The 18,842-nt window shown below is 46.0% G+C and carries 11 protein-coding genes; 8 read left to right on the plus strand and 3 right to left on the minus strand.

Annotated elements, in window-relative coordinates; translation table 11 throughout:
* Positions 1-204: 204 nt before the first annotated feature.
* Together KME11_11400 and KME11_11405 are read left to right on the plus strand one after the other, a co-directional pair.
* The gene (locus KME11_11400) at positions 205-792 is read left to right on the plus strand and encodes a sigma-70 family RNA polymerase sigma factor (protein MBW4515821.1); all 588 of its coding nucleotides are present in this window, start codon (positions 205-207) and stop codon (positions 790-792) included.
* A 23-nt stretch (positions 793-815) separates the two neighbouring features.
* The gene (locus KME11_11405) at positions 816-1,571 is read left to right on the plus strand and encodes an anti-sigma factor (protein MBW4515822.1); all 756 of its coding nucleotides are present in this window, start codon (positions 816-818) and stop codon (positions 1,569-1,571) included.
* 262 nt (positions 1,572-1,833) lie between these two features.
* Here KME11_11405 and KME11_11410 read toward each other — a convergent pair whose 3' ends face one another.
* The gene (locus KME11_11410; protein ID MBW4515823.1) at positions 1,834-2,535 is read right to left on the minus strand and encodes a pirin family protein; all 702 of its coding nucleotides are present in this window, start codon (positions 2,533-2,535) and stop codon (positions 1,834-1,836) included.
* A gap of 245 nt (positions 2,536-2,780) precedes the next feature.
* Here KME11_11410 and KME11_11415 point away from each other — a divergent pair, with 245 nt between their 5' ends.
* From KME11_11415 to KME11_11435, 5 genes are all read left to right on the plus strand, one after another.
* A complete protein-coding gene (locus KME11_11415; GenBank protein MBW4515824.1) occupies positions 2,781-3,668 on the plus strand; it encodes a LysR family transcriptional regulator in 888 nt (295 codons plus the stop codon).
* Between the two features lie 298 nt (positions 3,669-3,966).
* Positions 3,967-4,719 carry a DUF2993 domain-containing protein gene (locus KME11_11420; GenBank protein MBW4515825.1) on the plus strand — a complete coding sequence of 251 codons (753 nt, stop codon included), beginning with the start codon at positions 3,967-3,969 and terminating at the stop codon, positions 4,717-4,719.
* Between the two features lie 9 nt (positions 4,720-4,728).
* Positions 4,729-4,965 (plus strand): hypothetical protein, encoded by a 237-nt coding sequence (locus KME11_11425; protein MBW4515826.1) that lies wholly within the window; start codon positions 4,729-4,731, stop codon positions 4,963-4,965.
* Between the two features lie 417 nt (positions 4,966-5,382).
* Positions 5,383-7,581, plus strand: coding sequence for a sensor histidine kinase (locus KME11_11430; protein ID MBW4515827.1), 2,199 nt, complete (start codon positions 5,383-5,385; stop codon positions 7,579-7,581).
* 334 nt (positions 7,582-7,915) lie between these two features.
* Positions 7,916-8,458: a nuclear transport factor 2 family protein gene (locus tag KME11_11435; protein ID MBW4515828.1), complete on the plus strand. Its 543-nt coding sequence runs from the start codon at positions 7,916-7,918 to the stop codon at positions 8,456-8,458.
* 451 nt (positions 8,459-8,909) lie between these two features.
* On the opposite strand, the gene KME11_11440 is transcribed toward KME11_11435, so the two are convergent.
* Together KME11_11440 and KME11_11445 are read right to left on the minus strand one after the other, a co-directional pair.
* Entirely contained in the window at positions 8,910-16,556 is a 7,647-nt protein-coding gene (locus KME11_11440; protein ID MBW4515829.1) for an amino acid adenylation domain-containing protein, read from the minus strand.
* A 795-nt stretch (positions 16,557-17,351) separates the two neighbouring features.
* Positions 17,352-18,065 carry an aspartate/glutamate racemase family protein gene (locus KME11_11445; protein ID MBW4515830.1) on the minus strand — a complete coding sequence of 238 codons (714 nt, stop codon included), beginning with the start codon at positions 18,063-18,065 and terminating at the stop codon, positions 17,352-17,354.
* A gap of 310 nt (positions 18,066-18,375) precedes the next feature.
* On the opposite strand from KME11_11445, the gene KME11_11450 reads away from it, so the two are divergent.
* On the plus strand, positions 18,376-18,819 hold the full coding sequence (locus KME11_11450; GenBank protein ID MBW4515831.1) for a gamma-glutamylcyclotransferase: 444 nt from the start codon (positions 18,376-18,378) through the stop codon (positions 18,817-18,819).
* Positions 18,820-18,842 lie beyond the last annotated feature (23 nt).

Raw genomic sequence — 18,842 nt, forward strand, 5'->3', positions numbered from 1 at the left:
TCTGTTCACACTTTGATCTAAGATCTCTAGAAGTTGAAATAATTTCTTTCAACAAAAGTTCCTATAGTGATCCTCAAATACACAGTAAGAACGCAGACATTAGGCTAATACTGAAAGGTTTAGAGTTCTAATACTCAAGGTTACTGTTCACAGTTTATTTAGGGTCATGTAGTTTTGGTCAAGCACATTTTCCGAACATGCATCATGCATCCTGAACAATCTGGTTACAGCCGGGAATCTTTACTGAACCAGACAGATGCAGAGGTATACCTTGCTTTAAAGGCAGGTCATGCTGCTGCCCTTGGCATTCTTTACGATCGCCACGCTGGATTGGTTTATAGTTTAGCGCTCAAAGTCTTGAGCCACTCTCAAGAAGCAGAAGACTTAACCCAAGATATTTTTATGAACCTGTCTAAATCAACTGCCTATGAACCAAGTCGCGGTTCGCTTAGAACTTTTCTTGCTATTTTGACCCGCTCCCGCTCTCGCGATCGCCTTCGTTCCCGCAATACCGCAGCCACATTTTTAGAACGGTGGCGCGTCAACAAAAGCCACGAAATGACAACGAGTTCTCCTTTTGAGCAAATATTCTATGCTGAACAATCTCAAGAAGTTCAGGCTGCACTAGCTCAGCTAACTGAACAAGAACAACAAATTCTGCGATTGGCTTATTACGAGGGGCTGAGTCAATCTGCGATCGCCGATCGCCTGAGTCTACCTCTAGGAACGGTGAAGTCGCGATCGCGTCGGGGGCTGCTTAAACTGCGGCAAACCCTGAAAAACTACACTTGAATTAGATTAGAGCTATTTTCGCCATGATTCGGTCAATGTCTTCAGAACACATACAGCTTCTCATTGCAGGATATATTTTGGGCAACCTCGATGCAGAAGAGGCGGCAGAATTTGAGCAACTGTTGGCAAAAGATCCGGCGATCGCGACTGACTTGGCAGAGATGCAGCAAACATTAGAGTTTTCTTACAACCCAACAGAAGTGCAACCCCCAGATCATCTGCGCACACTTGTTCTTCAAGGTAAGGCTCAACCTGTAGCTCAGCCTGCTCTTAGCTTTTCGACTCGATCGTTTGATTGGAATAAAGCGATCGGTGTAGCGGCAGCGGCCGCAATTGTAATATTAGGCATTAATAATTACCGTCTTTGGAGCACTCTGCAAGCCACTCAGCCAGTTCCCCAACCTTCTCAGCCTGAGCTAAAGAGGCTAACTTACGTGCTGCAAGGCACACAATCGAAGGCTGCTGCCGCTACCATCATTGTGAATCCAAATACTTTAAAGGCTAGTTTGACTGTTCAGAGTTTGCCGCTTTTACCATCTGGAAAAACTTACGTGCTGTGGACGGTGCTCAAACCAGAAGCTCCTTTTACAAAAGATAGCAAGGCAGCTATTCTTACAAAAGTTTTCCAAGTAGATGATCGGGGGAACACTTCTCAGACTATTACTGTACCAGAAGTTTACCGATCGAAAGATTTAGTCGTGAACGTTGCTGTTACCGTTGAAGATGCAGCAATGCCACAGAACCATGTAGGAGATCCTGTCCTTATAGCAAAGTTATAGAAGTTCCTGCTTTATGCCTAGTGCAGGGCGATCGCTCCTTTAAAGGATGTCTGAGAAGTCTAGATTGTTATCCGATCCGCCCCCTAAATCCCCCATTCTGGGGGACTTTGAAGAAGGACTGGTGCGGAAGTCCCCCAGAATGGGGGGTTGGGGGGCGAGTGTAAGAATCCTTGATACTTCTCAAACATCCTCTTAGAGCCAAAAAACTGATCGAGCTTATATATCCGAGAGGATTAAATTGGGTAAATCCTCTCGGGTTGGGTTAAGCAGCCATGTCAAACAGCAGCACTTCGGCATCTTGGGCTGAGTGCAAGGTAATCATTGATTCTTGAGCGATCGCCGCTCCATCGCCAGCCGTCAGAACTTGGTCATTGAGTTGCAGAGTTCCGCGTGCCACCTGCAACCAAGCCACTCGTCCGGGAGCAAATGCATAATCCACAGTTTCACCTTCTGACAAAGTGGCAGCATAGAAATCGACATTTTGGTGAATGGTTATCGATCCATCACGCCCATCACGAGAACCCACAAGCCTCAACTTGCCTTGTTTTTCAGCGATCGCAAAGTTTTTTTGCTCATACCCTGGCTCAATCCCTTTATCCTCAGGCAAAATCCAGATTTGTAGGAAATGCACAGGTTCAGTTTTAGAGGCGTTATATTCGCTATGTCGAATTCCAGTGCCCGCAGACATCCGCTGTATATCTCCAGGACGAATCACCGACCCAGTGCCAATGCTATCTTTGTGCTCTAATGCGCCTTCAAGAACATAAGAAATGATTTCCATATCTTGATGTCCATGGGTTGGAAACCCTTGCCCTGCAATCACTTTGTCTTCGTTAATGACGCGCAAATCAGCAAAACCCATGTGGTTAGAGTCGTGATATTGACCAAAAGAAAAGGTATGGTGGCTATCAAGCCAACCAAAGTTAGCTGTGCCCCGAGCTTGAGCAGGTCGAATTGTAATCATTTTAGGTTCCTCCTTTTTTCAGTAAGTGACTTGTTTTAGGAACACTCTGATTATGCATTGAATCTAAATGAAAGACAATATTCTTTTTTATGTGCATACTGTCTCTCGATTAGATACAATGCTAGACACATGCCATCCCATACCCAGGGTTTTAGAAACGTGTAATTTACCTAAAATGTGCAAGATAAATGTGCAAGATATTGTTCAAGTCAGCAACATCCAATATCGAATGAGCGATCGCTGTCATGGATAAGTTTGAACAGATGCGTGCCTTTACTCAAGTGGTTGTTTCCGGCGGTTTTGCTGCCGCCGCCCGTCATATGGGACAGTCGCGATCGGCAGTGAATAAGCTTGTGATTGCACTGGAGAACGAACTGGGTGTGCAACTGTTATATCGCAGTACGCGGGTGGTCAATCCTACTGAAACCGGGTTAGCTTTTTACAATCATTGTGTGGAAATTTTGTCTAGCTTGGAAGAAGCAGAGCGATCGGTCATGCAGCTTCAGGTCGAACCTAAAGGTAAATTACGGGTTAATGCTCCTATGACTTTTGGCACAATGTACCTTGCTCCGGCTTTAGCTGAATTCTTAGTGCAATATCCTGACCTCCAGGTGCAACTCACACTCAACGATCGCTTCGTAGACCCTATAGAAGAAGGCTTTGACGTGACGATTCGCATTGCCGAACCGCAACCAAATGCCACTTTATTGGTGCAGCCTTTAGCTCCTGCTCAACGGGTGTTGTGTGCTTCTCCAACCTATTTAGAAACCCATGCAACCTTAACCCATCCCACAGAACTGCGTAACCATTCCTGCTTACATTACGGACAAATGGCGATCGAGAATCGGTGGACGTTGACAGGAGCAGAGGGCGACCATACTGTGATTGTTCAAGGCATGTTGTGCTCGAATAATGGTGAAGTGCTGAGAGAAGCTGCGATCCGGGGATTGGGAATTACTCTTTTACCTCGGTTTATTGTGGAACATTCCCTCCAGAAGGGGGCGTTGCAAATTGTGCTACCCAGTTATCGTCCCGCTGAACTTTCTGTTGATATTCTGTATCCAGTGAATCGCCATTTATCGACTAAAATTCGGCTACTGGTTGGTTTTCTAAAAGAACGCTTTGCACAGTAATTAAGAGGCTCCTTCTAATTGGTTTGAGGCGCGTTCATGCCTACTAGAAATCTCTATCTTCTGTCAAACCAACCATCACCTTCAGCGTTTGCACGTGATAGCGCTGCTATAATCTGCTCTAATAATTGAGCAATTAATTTTGGTTTCCTACCTGCATTAATGCCGTAAGGCTTGCTTAAAAACTTTTCTATCTCTCTGGATGGATTAAACTTTAATCCATCTCTGACGACACTGAAAGAGCAGGTTAAGTTGCTGCTTAATTTCTTTATTAAGTGGTCAGAACTCTAAGAGGTGAAATATGGTATTGGGTAATTCTGATTCAGGCTCTGATTTAGGAGAGAAGGCACTCAGTAAAGTGGTAGAAGTAGGTCTTGCGAGTCAGTTGGACGAAGTAGGAGATATTGAAGTAGATATTCGGACTGATCCTGGAAAACTTGTTCAAGGGAAATTGGATTCTATTAACATCTCGGCTAAGGGGCTAGTCATCAAGCAAGATTTGCGACTTGAGACGCTAGAAGTTAGCACAGATGAGGTTGCGATTAATCCGCTCAGCGCAATCTTTGGCAACATTGAACTTAATCACTCAACAGATGCCGAAGCTAGAATTGTTTTAACTGAGGCAGATATTAATCGTGCTTTTAGCTCAGATTTTATTCAAGAAAAGTTGCAGGGCTTGACAATGAGTATGGAAGGGCATCCTGTAACCGTTGATATTCAGAAAGCGACTATAATGCTGCCTGGTGAGAACAAGTTTGTGATCAGTGCTGACTTTTTGTTAAAAGAGCAAGGTGAAGTAAAAAAACTTTCAGCAACTGCCATTCCTCAAATTCAAGAAAATGGGCAGCAGATCTCTTTGGAAATTTTAGCGGCTGAAGGAAAAGGTTTAACTCTAGAACTAGTGCTTGCTATCTTTAAGCAACTTACAGCTTCATTAGATCTGCGAAATCTAGATATTCCAGGTATGTCTTTCCAGGTGCGCCAATTAGACGCTCAAGAAGGTAGATTGGTCATTGACGCTATGACTCAAATTGAACAGGTTCCTTCTGCTTAAGCTTCGGCAATGCTTAAATTTCCACTGGAAATGACAGGTTTCAAGTGGTGTGGTAGAGGCAGTAACACAAATTATTCTTCGTTACGGGTAGTTGTTTACACTGACTTGTGGGGCGTTGGACGAGCCGAGATTAGTCTTGGGAATTTAGTTAGTAATTTATCTAGTGCGATTGAACTGACAGTTTTGAGGCTGTCTGAGCAGGTTGTGAGGACGATCGCAACCCAACGTCCGGGTGCTGCAAGATAATCAGGCTCAACCATAGCTATAAGAGGTTGTCTGAGAAGTCTAGATTGCTATCCGATCCGCCCCCTAAATCCCCCATTCTGAGGGACTTTGAAGGAGGACTGGTTCGGAAGTCCCTCAGAATGGGGGGTTGGGGGGCGAGTGTAAGAATCTTTGATACTTCTCAGACATCCTCTAAAGCAAATGCTAGAGTTTGAAGATGCTTCTAAGTGGCTAAACTCAAATAAATGTAAGATGCTGTCTAGATTCAACAGCTGTTCAGAATGGTCTATCTTTGTTTGACTTAAGTCGTTCTACCGACTCACTTAAAAGTAGTTGTAATATGTATAACATTGCGAATTCAGTAGTGCTTAGGAAGTTAATATCTACCCATTATGGGCATCCTACATTCAGTAATTAGTAGATTTTTTCTTTTCTGCAATGAAAACTCATCGCCCCTGCAAACGTAGGGCATTTCCCTTACAGTTTGTTCTCGTTGTTCCCTTCGTTCTCCAAATTTTTGCAGCTGTTGGTTTAGTCGGTTATTTGTCCTTTAAGAATGGACAGAGAGCGGTTAATGACTTGGCAGAGCAGTTGATGGATCGCACAAGTGACGTTGTTAATGAACACCTGAAATCTTATCTTACAATTCCTCAAGCCCTCAACCAAATTAATGCAGATGCTATCCGTCGTGGAATTCTAGAGGTACGCGATCGGGAACTAGTTGGCAAGTATTTCTGGGATCAGATTCAGGCGTATGACTTAACCTATATTGGCATTGGCTTATCGACAGGGGGAGGAATTGCAGCAGCCCGTTACGACGGTAAGACTATTACTATTGATGATTGGACAACTGAACCCTCTAAAACCAATACCAACTACGCTACAGATACACAAGGTAATCGCACTCAAATTAATGCCACCTGGGATTGGGACAATTTTAGTGAACCCTGGTATACCGAGCCTATTGCTGCGGGTAAACCGATTTGGGCAAAGATTCAGACTTCAAATCTTCCAACGGGGCCTTACATTGCTGCCTCTGCCAGTCGTCCTATCTATAATTCGCAAAACCAATTGTTAGGAATGATTGCAGTCGATATCCACCTGCTAAAACTTAGTAATTTCTTACGGAATTTGAATATTAGTCAGGCTGGAGAGATCTTTGTTGTAGAGCGGGATGGTACCCTGATCGCTAACTCTAGCATAGAGAAGCCCTTTACAATCAGTAGCGAGAAAGTTCAGCGATTGAGGGCAACCAACAGTTCTAATCCCACGATTCAGACGATCGCCAAACATCTTCAAGCGTCTAAGGGGCTTCAATCCATTGCTCAAGATACCGACTTTCAGCTTAAAGTGCAGGATGAAAGAAATTTCGTTAATGTTGTACCTTGGCGAGATCAGTATGGCTTAGACTGGCTTGTAGTCGTAAGTGTGCCAGAAACCACATTCATGGCACAGATTAATGCCAATACGCATACCACAATCGCACTTTGTTTCAGTGCATTAGTGGTTTCCTCGCTTATTGGTGTGTTTACATCTCGTTGGATTGCGCGTCCAATTCTTCGCCTAAATAGGGCAAGCGAGTCAATAGCGTCTGGCAACTTAGATCAGATGGTAGAGACGAGCGATATTCAAGAATTCAACACGCTGTCCCACTCCTTTAACCACATGGCAGGTCAAATGCGCGGCTCGTTTGCTGCATTAGAGAAAAGTAACGAAGAATTGGAAGACCGAGTAGAAGAACGCACAGCCGAACTTAAAAACACACTGGAGGAATTACAGCGGACTCAATCTCAAGTGATTCAGAGCGAAAAAATGTCGAGTTTGGGACAGCTTGTTGCAGGAGTTGCCCACGAGATTAATAATCCGGTCAACTTTATTCACGGTAACCTAATCTATGTCCAGGAGTACATTGAGAGTTTATTAGGATTTGTGCAGTTACAGCAGCAGTATGATCTTAATCCTGCTCCTGAAATTCAAGTGGCGGCTGAGGATATCGACCTAGAGTTTTTGCAGAAAGACCTACCGAAAATGTTGGCTTCTATGAAGCTAGGAACCGATCGCATTCGCCAAATTGTGCTGTCGTTGCGAAGCTTCTCCCGTATGGATGAAGCTGAATTTAAGGCAGCTGATATTCATGAAGGGATTGACAGCACCCTAATGATTTTGCAACATCGCCTCAAAGCTAGATCCGAACGACCAGAAATTGAAATCGTTAAGGATTACGCTGCCCTACCCCTTGTAGAATGTTATCCTGGACAGCTTAACCAAGTATTTATGAATATTTTGGTGAACGCTATTGATGCGATCGAAGAGAGCAATGCTAATTGCACCTATCAGAAGATTAAAGAGCATCCTAATCGAATTACAATTCGCACGTCGATTGTAGAGACTGCATGGGTAGAAATGGCGATCGTTGATAACGGAGTTGGGATTCCTAAAGAGGTTCAGTCACGAATATTTGATCCCTTTTTTACAACTAAATCGATCGGAAAAGGCACCGGAATGGGAATGTCCATTAGCTACCAAATTATTACAGAAAGACATGGTGGCAAATTAGAGTGCTTCTCAACGCCCGGTAAAGGAAGTGAGTTCATTATTTGGATTCCTCTCCAACAACGGGCTAGGTCAGCAGTTTAATAAGAGGCTGGTTGTCAGCAAATATTTGAGTTATTTCCTAACAAATAATTCTGTGGGCTAGCTATAGGCTAACTGTGGGCTAACTAGGGGCTAACATTGTCCACTACTTGTTGCCGATTATCTCTTCATCAATCGAGCAATTCTTAATGAGTCGAGTGCATTAGCGTTACTACGCTTCGCTGCTTGCTCTGGTCAACTTTTAGATAACCACGGACTTATAGGTTCAAAACAGGTATCCTACTTTTGGAAGATATGGCACAGGCTGCTATTACTACTCTCGACTAACTTCTCAATTCTATTCTGAACTCAAAGTACAAAACAAGGAAAAATTCGTATGTTGCGAAAATTGTTACGGTTGGCACTTGTGCTAGTTATCCTGTTTACAGGTGCGATCGCTTTCTCCAATCTCGATCCATTGAGTCGTGCTGAGGCTCAACCTCAGCTTAATCTAACCGTTTCTGCTCAAGAAACAGAAGAGTTCCGTCAGTTGTTAGTGGATTACTACGCTGCCTGGAGTACTCCAACTGATAAACCTTGGACTATTGCACGGGTAGAGAAGTTTTATCAGCAGAATGGTCGAGTGTTTGGCTTTGATATAAGTCCCCCTGCTAAAGGGTTTCAAGGCTGGGAGGATTACAAACGCGAATTGACAACAATCATGAGCAATTATTCTAAACTTACAGTGACACTGGGCGATCGCTTCTTGGTTTATCGCAATGGCAATGTTGTTTGGGTAGTTTCAACTTTCGATAGTTTAGGAACGCTCAAAAATGGCTCATCCATTAGCGGGAGTGGGCGAAATACTTTGATTTGGGAGCGAGTGGGCGACCAGTGGTTAATTGCCCATGAGCATGTTTCAACACCCATAGTTCCATAATCGACGTTGGTACAGGCTTAGGGGCGATCGCTTAAAACAGCATATTGAAGTACAAGGGCATTGGAGTCCTAGCAATGGCAATTGGGTTGACTTCAATCAAGGGAGTTGCAATTAAATAACGCCCCGAACTGCCCCCTAAATCCCCCATTCTGGGGAACTTTGAAAGGTTCGGAAGTCCCCCAGAATGGGGGATTTAGGGGGCTGAAAAGTCAATGCATTTCACTGGTGTTTTATTTTCACGCAACTCCCCAACCTGAGAACTTTTCAATGGTAAAACCGACAATCTCAAAATGGTGTTACTGAATGAAAGTATGAATCTAAATCAAAGCCCCTTTCCTGAAGGAAAGGGGTTGGGGGAGAGGTCTATCTGCTGTATTGCCGACTTAACCAGTCAAACAAAGAGAAACTGTTACTGCTCTAGACTGTACTTTTTATGAGATACGCCAAGGTATTACGCAAGTGGTGGAGCTAAAAATCCGCTGTGGATAAACTGCTGGAAGTACGTTGTGAGAAGAATATCGTCTATGGCTGGATAAGGGGCTGATAAGCTTGCCAGTTCATCGACAAGAGGTTGACAGTCAAACTGAATTGAGTGGGTTTGAAAATAGATTTCGGGTATGGTCATTTGCTGCCCGGTTACTTTCTCAAACAAGAATGTTGAGAACGGATGCAGGGCATTTTCTGGTTGATGCTGAATGTGCTCTTTGATTTCTGCAATCCACTGTTCATAGGGAATTTCTTGAATAGAATAGCCAAATTTATTCATCCAATTTACCAATTGATGCCATGAAATAGTATGGGGATTGGAGAAGTTGAACGCTTTCTCTGAAGCAGTGTTTTGCAAGGAAAGATGAACGATCGCCTGACTGATATAGTCAATGGGTGTGAGATCTACGGGCATCCGCCAATTTGGAGCAATTCCCATCTGAATACATCCTTTAATTAAGCTGCGGAAGAAGTCGCTGGAATTACAAATTCCTGTTTGGCTGTGTCCTTCAATCCAAGCAGGACGGTAAACAGTACTCGGAATGCCGCGGGTTTGGGCGATCGCCAATAGTTTCTCGGCAACCCATTTGCTTTGAGTATAGCCATATAATCCTTCTGAAGGTTCTGGTTGCTCCTGTCGAATAATTTGCCCATTTTGATAGGCGATCGGAGAGAACACGCCGAGAGTTGAAACAAAATGGACAGGCTTCACCTTCACTTGAGCCGCCAATCTCAATATTTCTTCACTGCTTAGGACATTAACTGCTTTCAGGGCTGAGTAGGGGTAGATAAAGTTCACAAAGCCGCCGCTGTGATAAATGCTGTCGAGGGTAGCGGCTAAAGCACGAAACTGCTCAGCCGATAATCCTAACAGCGGCAGCGATAGATCTCCCAAAACCGGAATAATTCTGGAAGCTTGATCCGGCTGCCAGAGGGAGTAGCTAGCTAGATTACGCTGGAGCCTCTGCGCTCCTGCTTCAATGGTAGCGGCTCTCACCAAACAGTGGACGGTTGCTTGAGTTTGCTCTAACAATTCATGCAGCAGGAACGCTCCCAAAAATCCGGTTGCACCTGTTAACAAGACATTGGCAGGTGGGTGAGCAGGTTTCTCTAACGTTCCCTTAGGGAAAATAGTGGGATCTAAGACTGCCTCTGCCCTCAGGTCAAGGGCTGCATGAGCTTGGTTTGCAGCGTGACCCGATTGGCGATCGCCAATTACCGTTGCCAAACTTTGAATGGTAGGAGTGTTAAAAACATTGAATAGCGAAAGCTCTACATTAAAAGCGGACTGTACCTGAGCAACCATTTGAGCAATTAGCAGAGAGTGCCCACCCAATTCAAAAAAGTTATCTTCAATGCCTACTTGAGCAATTCCCAGAATCTCAGCCCAAATCTCGTTTAACTGCTTTTCAATAGGAGTCCGAGGGGCAATGAAGGTATGCGAAACGGAGCGCTCTCGGCTAGGGGCAGGCAATGCTTGGCGATCGACTTTGCCGTTGGGGGTAAGTGGCAGGGCATCTAATACTACAAAGGCTGAGGGCATCATGTAGTCGGGCAATGCTGCTCGTACCAGTGTCTGTAACTCTGGAATAAAGTGATGGGTTCCCTGAAAAGGCGTGTTTGCATAGTGCTGCCATGACTGCAAATTGGGCTGTAGGCTCTCGGCGGAAGGCGGCTGCACTTCAAGGGCGCGATCGCTACAAGACCTCTGAAATTCTGTATTCTGAAATTCTACATCATAGCTGCCATCGTTCTGATTGGCTGCCCAAGTGATAGAGACGCGGTAGGGCGAATTCTGCTCTAGCTGCCACCAGTCCTCTGGGTCAATCCCTGCTGCAATGGGCAAATTTTGCAAAGCTTGACGAAGCATTCCTACGGTGTCTAACTGAGAATTGTCTTTTAATTGTTGTAGGGCTGCTATCTCTGTTGAGAGCCGCGAGTTAGGAATATGAGATAGCCTAAAACAACTGGGTTGCTTCGTTTCTAGCAGTTGATGAATGGCAGAAACGGTGAAGTCTGGCTGCCATTGCCAATCAGGTAAGATATGTTCATGAGATAAGATATTGGGCGAGGGCGTTGAAGTAGACTGCGTGCCAATGTGCAGAATAACATCGTACCGAAACCGGGTAAGTTCGTTGTGACAGTGACCTCGCTTAAGCTGAATTTCGACTCGATCGATTGCCGGAAGACGCTGTTTTAGATCTGTAAAAAAGGTTGGATCGATAAGCAGTTCACTTTCGTGAGCAACCCGCTCTCGAATGCGCTCTTGGAGGTCGGCGATCGCTAAGTCATCAGCCGCTTGATAAAGTTGTATAGAGGTATGAAACGCTTGTAGTAGCGGCAAGCTGCGAACATCGCCAATAAAGATAGAACCTCCTGGATTTAACTGCTTTAGGGTTTGCTCCAGAACTTTCACTAGATACTCAATGGAGGGAAAATACTGAACAACAGAGTTAATAATAACCGTATCAAAAGCGTTAATTTTCAAGTGATCAAGAGTATCTGCGGCTCGGTTATCCAACTGCACATGAAACCATTGTTCATTGAGTATTAGATGCTCTCTAATATGTTTTATTGCTGTTTCTGAGGGGTCAATTCCCAAGTAATGCTCACAGTGAGGCGCAATGCGGAATAGCAGGAGTCCTGTCCCACAGCCGATCTCTAAAACCCGCTGTGGATGCAGAGATAGAATTCTCGTTACGGTGTGGTCAACCCACTCTTGCATCTCCTCGGCGGCAGTCAAAGAGCGCGTGTAGCTGTTGTTCCAGCCAGAAATATTGAAGGTAGCATCCTGACCTGAAAAAGACTGGCTATAGGCAGCATCCCAAATTTTTTGCCACTGTTGGGTCTGCTGTTGGTAAGGTAGAGACTGAGTGTCGGGCGATCGCATCACGACGTAAGCCACTAAACGTGAGTCGCCAGGGGTATCTTCACGGGCAAGCACCACAGTTTCCCGAACGGCTGAATGTTGACAAATGGTGGATTCAATATCTCCTAATTCAATTCGGAAACCGCGAATTTTAACCTGATGATCAACCCGACCCATGTACTCGATGCTGCCATCTGGCAGATAACGGGCAAGATCTCCAGTTTTGTAAACGGATTCAAGATTCCTTAGGCTTGAGGGAGGCAAGAATGATCGCAATGGATTGGGAATGAACCGCTCTTGCGTTAGCTCATCACGATTGAGATATCCCCTCGCTAAACCCAGCCCTCCGATACAAATCTCACCTGGCACACCAATTGGCACAGGTTCGATCGCGCCTGTTTCTGGGTGATGAGGATTTAACAGATAGAGTTGGGTGTTGGCGATCGCCCTACCCAAAGGCACAGGCTTGTCTCCAGGCTGTACCTGGTGAACCGCAGACCAGATCGTAGTTTCGGTCGGCCCATACATGTTCCAGAGAGACTGACTTCTGACCAAAAGCTGATCTGCCAGTTCGCGAGGAAGTGCCTCACCGCCACACAGAATCTTAAGCCGTGAATTTCCCTGCCATCCTGCTGCCAATAACAACCGCCAGGTTGCCGGAGTGGCTTGCATGACAGTGGTGCCAGACTGTTCAATTAAATCAGCAAGCTGTCTAGCGTCCATCGTCGCCTCACGGCTTGCTATAACGACGCAAGCTCCGACAACTAGCGGCAAATAAATTTCTAGAGCAGCAATATCGAAGCAAATCGTCGTGACCGATAGCAAAATATCCTGTGCCGTTAATCCTGGCTCCTGACCCATGGAATGCAGCAAGTTTGTCAGGGCACGATGGGAGATTTGCACTCCTTTAGGTTTGCCTGTAGAACCAGAAGTATAAATGGTGTAAGCCAGATGCTCGGCAGTGATTTGGCTAATGGGATTGTCAAAACTGCAATTGTCAGAACTGCGATCGTTAGAACTTTCATTAGTTGCTCTATCGCAGTTGTCATCTAGACAAACTATCTGTGCGGCAGTTGGGGGCAATGTTTTTAGCAGCGATCGCTCTGTTACCAACACTGCAACCTGAGAGTCTTCTAGCATAAAAGCGATACGGGCTTGAGGGTAAGCCGGATCAAGAGGCACATAAGCCCTACCTGCTTTGAGAATGCCCAGCAGCCCCACGACAAGATCGAGCGATCGCGTCAGGCAGAGTCCCACCAGGGTGTCGGGTTTCACTCCGATTGCTTGTAGATGATGCGCCAGTTGATTGGCTTGCTGATTTAGCGCCTGGTAAGTCAACTGTTGTTCTGCGTACTGCACGGCGATCGCGTGGGGAGTTCGTTCTGCCTGTGCCTCAAATAGCTGATGCACTCCCAGTAGCGGAATCTCTGTGGCAGTGTCATTCCACGCTTCAATCTGCTGTCGCTCGGCAGCGGAAAGAATGCCAATACGCGCCAGTCGCTGATCGGCATTGGCAATTACCCCGGCTAGCAAGTTGTGGAAATGCTCAGCCATGCGGGCGATCGTCGTCGCGTCAAACAAATCGGTGCTGTACTCAAAGTAGCCCTTAAGTCCCTCAGGGGTTTCGGCAAGTTCTAAAAACAAGTCAAACTTCGCTGTCTGGTTATCAAGATCGAGGCGGGTGAGGGCGAGAGGCGCTGTCCAGCCAGAAGTCGGCGTATTTTGTAAATTAAATAGAACTTGAAAGAGCGGATTTTGGGTGAGGGTGCGATCGGGCTGGAGAGCCTGCACCACTTCTTCAAAAGGTACGTCCTGATTGGAATAGGCTGCTAGTGTTACTGCCTGCACCCGATGCAGCAGTTCTCGAAAATTAGGTGCCCCTGATACATCGGTTCGCAAAACCAAAGTGTTGGCAAAGAAGCCCAGCATTGTTTCCAGTTCAGAGCGATGGCGGTTTGCCACCAGTGAACCGACCCTAATATCGGTTTGCCCACTATAGCGCGCGAGCAGGGCTTGAAATGCTGCTAACAGAGTCATAAATAGGGTAGCCCCTTCCTGTCGGCTCAAGTCTTTTAGCTTCTGAGTTAAGGCACTGGGCAGCGACAGAAAGTGACGTGCTCCTTGATAGGTCAGAACGTGAGGACGCAGGCGATCGCTGGGTAGCTGTAGGATCGGTAGATCGCCGCCCAGCTGCTGTTTCCAGTAATTAAGCTGTTGCGATCGCACCTCGTCGCGGAGCCACTGCCGCTGCCAAACTGCAAAATCGGCATACTGAACGCTGAGTGCTGGTAGGGGAGAATCGTGCCCTGCGGCAAACGTGGCGTATAGCAAAGAGAGTTCTTGCAGAAGAATGCTAATCGACCAACCATCGCAAATAATGTGGTGCTGATTTAAGAAAAGAATCGATTCGCTGTCTTCCAAGCGATACAGCGTCGCTCGAAGAAGAAGATCTTTTGCTAAGTTAAAGGGAATTTTAGCTTCCTTGTTGATCCACTGCCAAGCCTCTGATTCTCTTTGATCAGGATCTGAATCTCTTAAATCGACAACTCTAAGCAAACGCAGATTGGGAGCTAAATGGACGACTTGAACGGGCTTCCCTTCTGCAATTTCAAACGTCGATCGCAGTACTTCATGGCGTTTGACAATTTCCTGTAAACTTTGCTCCAATGCTGCTACATTGATCTGACCCGTCAGCCGAAACGCCTCTGGAACGCTATAGAACGGATGATGGGGCACCAATTGATCTAAAAACCACAGCGGCTCTTGCACCGAAGCCAGGGGTAAGTGACCGTTGCGATCGAGGGGTTTCAGCAAAACGCGGGGTGATGGGGTTGTGTCCTGATGGGCTGCCTCCACAACCTGAGCCAGGCTACGAATGGTAGGCGCTTCAAATAAATGCCGTAGTGGTAGCTCAACCTGAAGAGCATCGTGAATTCGAGAGAGAACTTGAACCGCCAGTAGCGAGTGACCTCCTAACTCTAGAAAATTGTCATCAATGCCGATCGCTTCCAGACCTAAGACATCGCCCCAAATTTGGGTGAGCAGCACTTCAGTATCGGTTTGGGGCGATGCAATTTCTGCACCCAGCCTCTGACTAGGAACAGGTACGACGGGATGATCTTTCAAAAGCGAGAGGCGATCGACTTTGCCGCTAGGAGTGAGGGGAAAGCGATCGACGTAGACAAAGCGACTAGGCACCATGTACTCGGGTAGCCGAGATTTGAGAAACTGACGCAGTTCTTTTGCGGTAAGAGTTTGAGCCAGATTGCGGACATTATCGGCACTATTATCAGCCGCACTATTATCAGCCGCACCATCATTATCAGCACTATCATTATCAGCAGTAACAATATAAGCGACCAGCCGCTTATCTCCTGGCACGTCTTCCCTGGCAGCAACTACAGCTTCGCGAATGTCGGGATGCTGCTCTAGCACTGATTCAATTTCACCTGGCTCAATGCGAAATCCCCGAATCTTAACCTGCTGGTCAATTCGACCCAAATACTCAAGATTGCCGTCGGGTAGGTAACGGGCTAAGTCTCCAGTTTTATAAAGTCGCGTTTCTTGATCAGTGGTATGAGGATTGGCGGTATGAGGATTGGTAATGAAGCGATCGCTCGTGAGATCAGGGCGGTTGAGATACCCTTGCGCCAGACAAACGCCGCCAATATACACTTCTCCTGGGGCGCCAGAAGGCACTGGCTGAAGCTGTTCGTCTAATAGATAGATTTGTGTGTTAGGAATGGGCTTACCAATGGCGGGCAGCAGACTCCAGGTTTTGGGATGTCCTGTGAGGGTATAAGCTGTCACCACATGACTTTCGGAAGGGCCATACTGATTCGATAAGGTGCAGTGAGTGAGCGCGGTAAACCAATGGGCGATCGCATCGGTGATTCGCAGCGCCTCACCCGCTGTAATGACTTCGCATAAATGTTTAGGGACAATACTCTTAACTTTGGCAACTTCAGCCAACTGCTGTAAGGCGATAAAGGGCAAAAATAATCGTTCAATCGCAGCGTCATCTAAGAACTTGAGTAAGCTTTGGGGGTCGCGTCTGGTTTCGTCTGGAATCAGTACCAGCGTTCCGCCAGCGGCAAGGGTCGAGAAAATTTCTTGAAACGAAACATCAAAGCTAATGGGCGAAAATTGCAGCGATCGCCCTGTGTGTACCGTCGAGTCTTGCCGCTGCCAGGCAATTAGGTTTACTAATGCTCGGTGGGGCATCATTACACCTTTGGGTTGACCCGTTGAACCCGATGTATAGATCACGTAAGCCAGTTGATTGGGCGTGACTTCAACGTCCAAATTTTGGCTACTGTGGGCGGCGATCGCCTCTCTATCTGCATCAACACAAATGACCTGCCTGTCCTGAGTCGGTAAGGTCTTAACTAGCTGGCTTTGCGTCAGTAAAACAGAAACCTGAGCGTTCTCTAGCATGTAAGCCAGGCGCTCAGATGGATAAGACGCATCTAGAGGAACGTAAGCCGCACCTATTTTAAGAATTGCCAGTAGAGCCACAATCATCTCTGGCGATCGCTCAAGACACAGTCCAATTCGGCTATTAGGTTGCAGCTTTAAGGCTTGCAGATAGTGAGCCAACTGATTCGATCGCTCATTTAGGGTTTGATACGTCAGTTGCTGATCGGCAAACTCTAGGGCGATCGCATCAGCCGTATGAGCGACTTGAGCTTCAAAGTACTGATGAACCGCTAGAGGTTCTTGACCCAGATCACAGGTTCCCATGCAAAATCTTCCTCGTGAAAAGTTTTAACTGCGTCTCAATGATTGCTTGACAAAATGCTGATGTTGGTCGGCGAAGAGATGAATTTCACTCTGTCTGTCTTCTAAAAATCTTTGCAGGCGAAAATTCCTAGACTCAAGACGTTCTACCTTCATTACGCTACTAACCAACGTCAGAAATAGGCGTTAGTCAAAGATGCCCTGAGGCGATCGTTGAGCGGCTGGAAGGTTTATTTGAATCTCTTCGGGATCATATTGTCATTCGGGAACACCCAAAAATATTACTGCTGTTTCGGCAAATTGGAGTAAAGGTTAATAGGGATTAAGTGGAAGTTAAGATATTGTGCAAGGCAAATAAAGAGATTTCTCCGTTTTTATTCTTCTAGATAAAAACGGTTTTGAGTAGTTTAGTCGGCAACGCACCGAGAGAGAAATCCTGACGGTATCGCCCTGGTAATAGGCAGTGTGGGGCGATCGCTTTGCCGATACGTTACTGACACGTTTAAAATTGCTTGCCGTTGTTAAATATCGGTAATTCGGGTGTTAATCAATAGTTCAAGGGGATGCTACTTAAGAGATTTAAATATTTTATGACGCATTATTTCTTAAACGTTGCCCGCATCAAAACTGCGATCAAAGCATATGATTACGAGTTCATTCGATTGATAAAAATCGAAGTCCTTAGCGTAACTGATGACGGATGGTGTCTCTAAGTTTAGGGTGAGCTAATTTAAACAAGTCTCAAGTTTTGGGTTTATTAATCATTCGATCGCCCAATTATCGTTAAAAAACTTTGCCTTAAAAAACTTTGCCTAAATAAGATTTGGACGTTGGATATGCCAAGTCGCCCACCTTGCTAGTGTTTAACCCTAAACTCACCAGAGCTTCCACAAATTTAACCGCCACACTAACCCCCTCAATGACTGGAATTCCTAATTCCTGACTCAGTTGAGCCGACAAATCCGCCATGCCCCCACAGCCCAAGATAATTGCGCCACAATGATCTTCTTCTAGCGCCAGACGACACTCTTGTAAAATAGCAGTTCTCGCACACGAACTTTCTAGACTCAGCACAGGCAAGTCGATCGCCCGAACCTTGTGACAAAACTGCGTCATCCCATAGTGATTAACCAAGCGTTGAGCAATCACCCGGGTTCGTCCTAAGGTTGTGACAATGGAAAACCCGGTTGAAATGAAACTGGCAGCATGCATCGCCGCTTCGGCAATTCCTAGCACAGGGCCTTGTGCTAGTTCCCTTGCTGCCAGCAGCCCTGGATCACCGAAGCAAGCAATAACATATCCATCTATTCCTTCTATCTCCCCTTTCCGAATTTCATCCAACATTCCAACAGTCCCTAGGGCTTCATCATAATGCCCCTCAATTACGGCAGGGCCTGACTCCGGATTGCAGGTAATAATTTCAACTCCAGGGCTGGCAACTGACCTGGCAACAGCATCGATCTTTTCAGTCATGCTGATCGTTGTATTTGGATTAATAACTTTAATTTTCATAATGACTTAGGGCATCTCATAACGCACTTTTTGCTGATGCACAAGCCCACGCGCACTGGGCATGTCTTAGAGGATGTCTGAGAAGTATCAAAGATTCTTACACTCGCCCCCTAAATCCCCCATTTTGGGGAACTTCCGAGCCACTCCTTCTTCAAAGTCCCCCAAAATGGGGGATTTAGGGGGCGGATTGGATAGCAACCTAGACTTCTCAGACATCCTCTTAGATAGAGAGGGCTTGAATTTTTGTATCTGTTTAGGTATCAAGTTATAGTATACAAACTTTGTATACAATTCAAGAGGAAGTCAAATTATGACCCAGAGTATAGTGCAAGATGAACTTTCCAGTGGGCTAACCGTTACCAAGCGTATCTTTATTTGCGGTTCTGCCCTCCGAGGACAGCCGGATCACAGTAACCTTGGAAATGCTCAATTTATTCGAGTTGCGCGAACTCGTCCGATTTATCGCCTTCATGCTGCCCATGACGGTTGGCATCCAGCCATTTATGAAGTGGCTGAGGGCGGCATTTCCATTCCTGGTGAAGTCTACGAATTAACCCTAGAAGAGTTTAATGAACTCGCTTCCAACGAACCGCCCGATATGTATCCTAGCGATGTTGCCTTGGAAGATGGCGAAGTGTTGACAGCCTTTTTGTATCCCCGTGAGTTGGTTGAGCAATACAACTGGCCTAATATTTCTAACTTTGGTGCGTGGGTGACGTATAAAGCCAGCCTAGTCGACACTGGTACTCGTTAGGTAGCAGAGACTACAAACGGTGG

This window comes from Timaviella obliquedivisa GSE-PSE-MK23-08B (genome assembly GCA_019358855.1).
GTDB lineage: Bacteria > Cyanobacteriota > Cyanobacteriia > Elainellales > Elainellaceae > Timaviella > Timaviella obliquedivisa.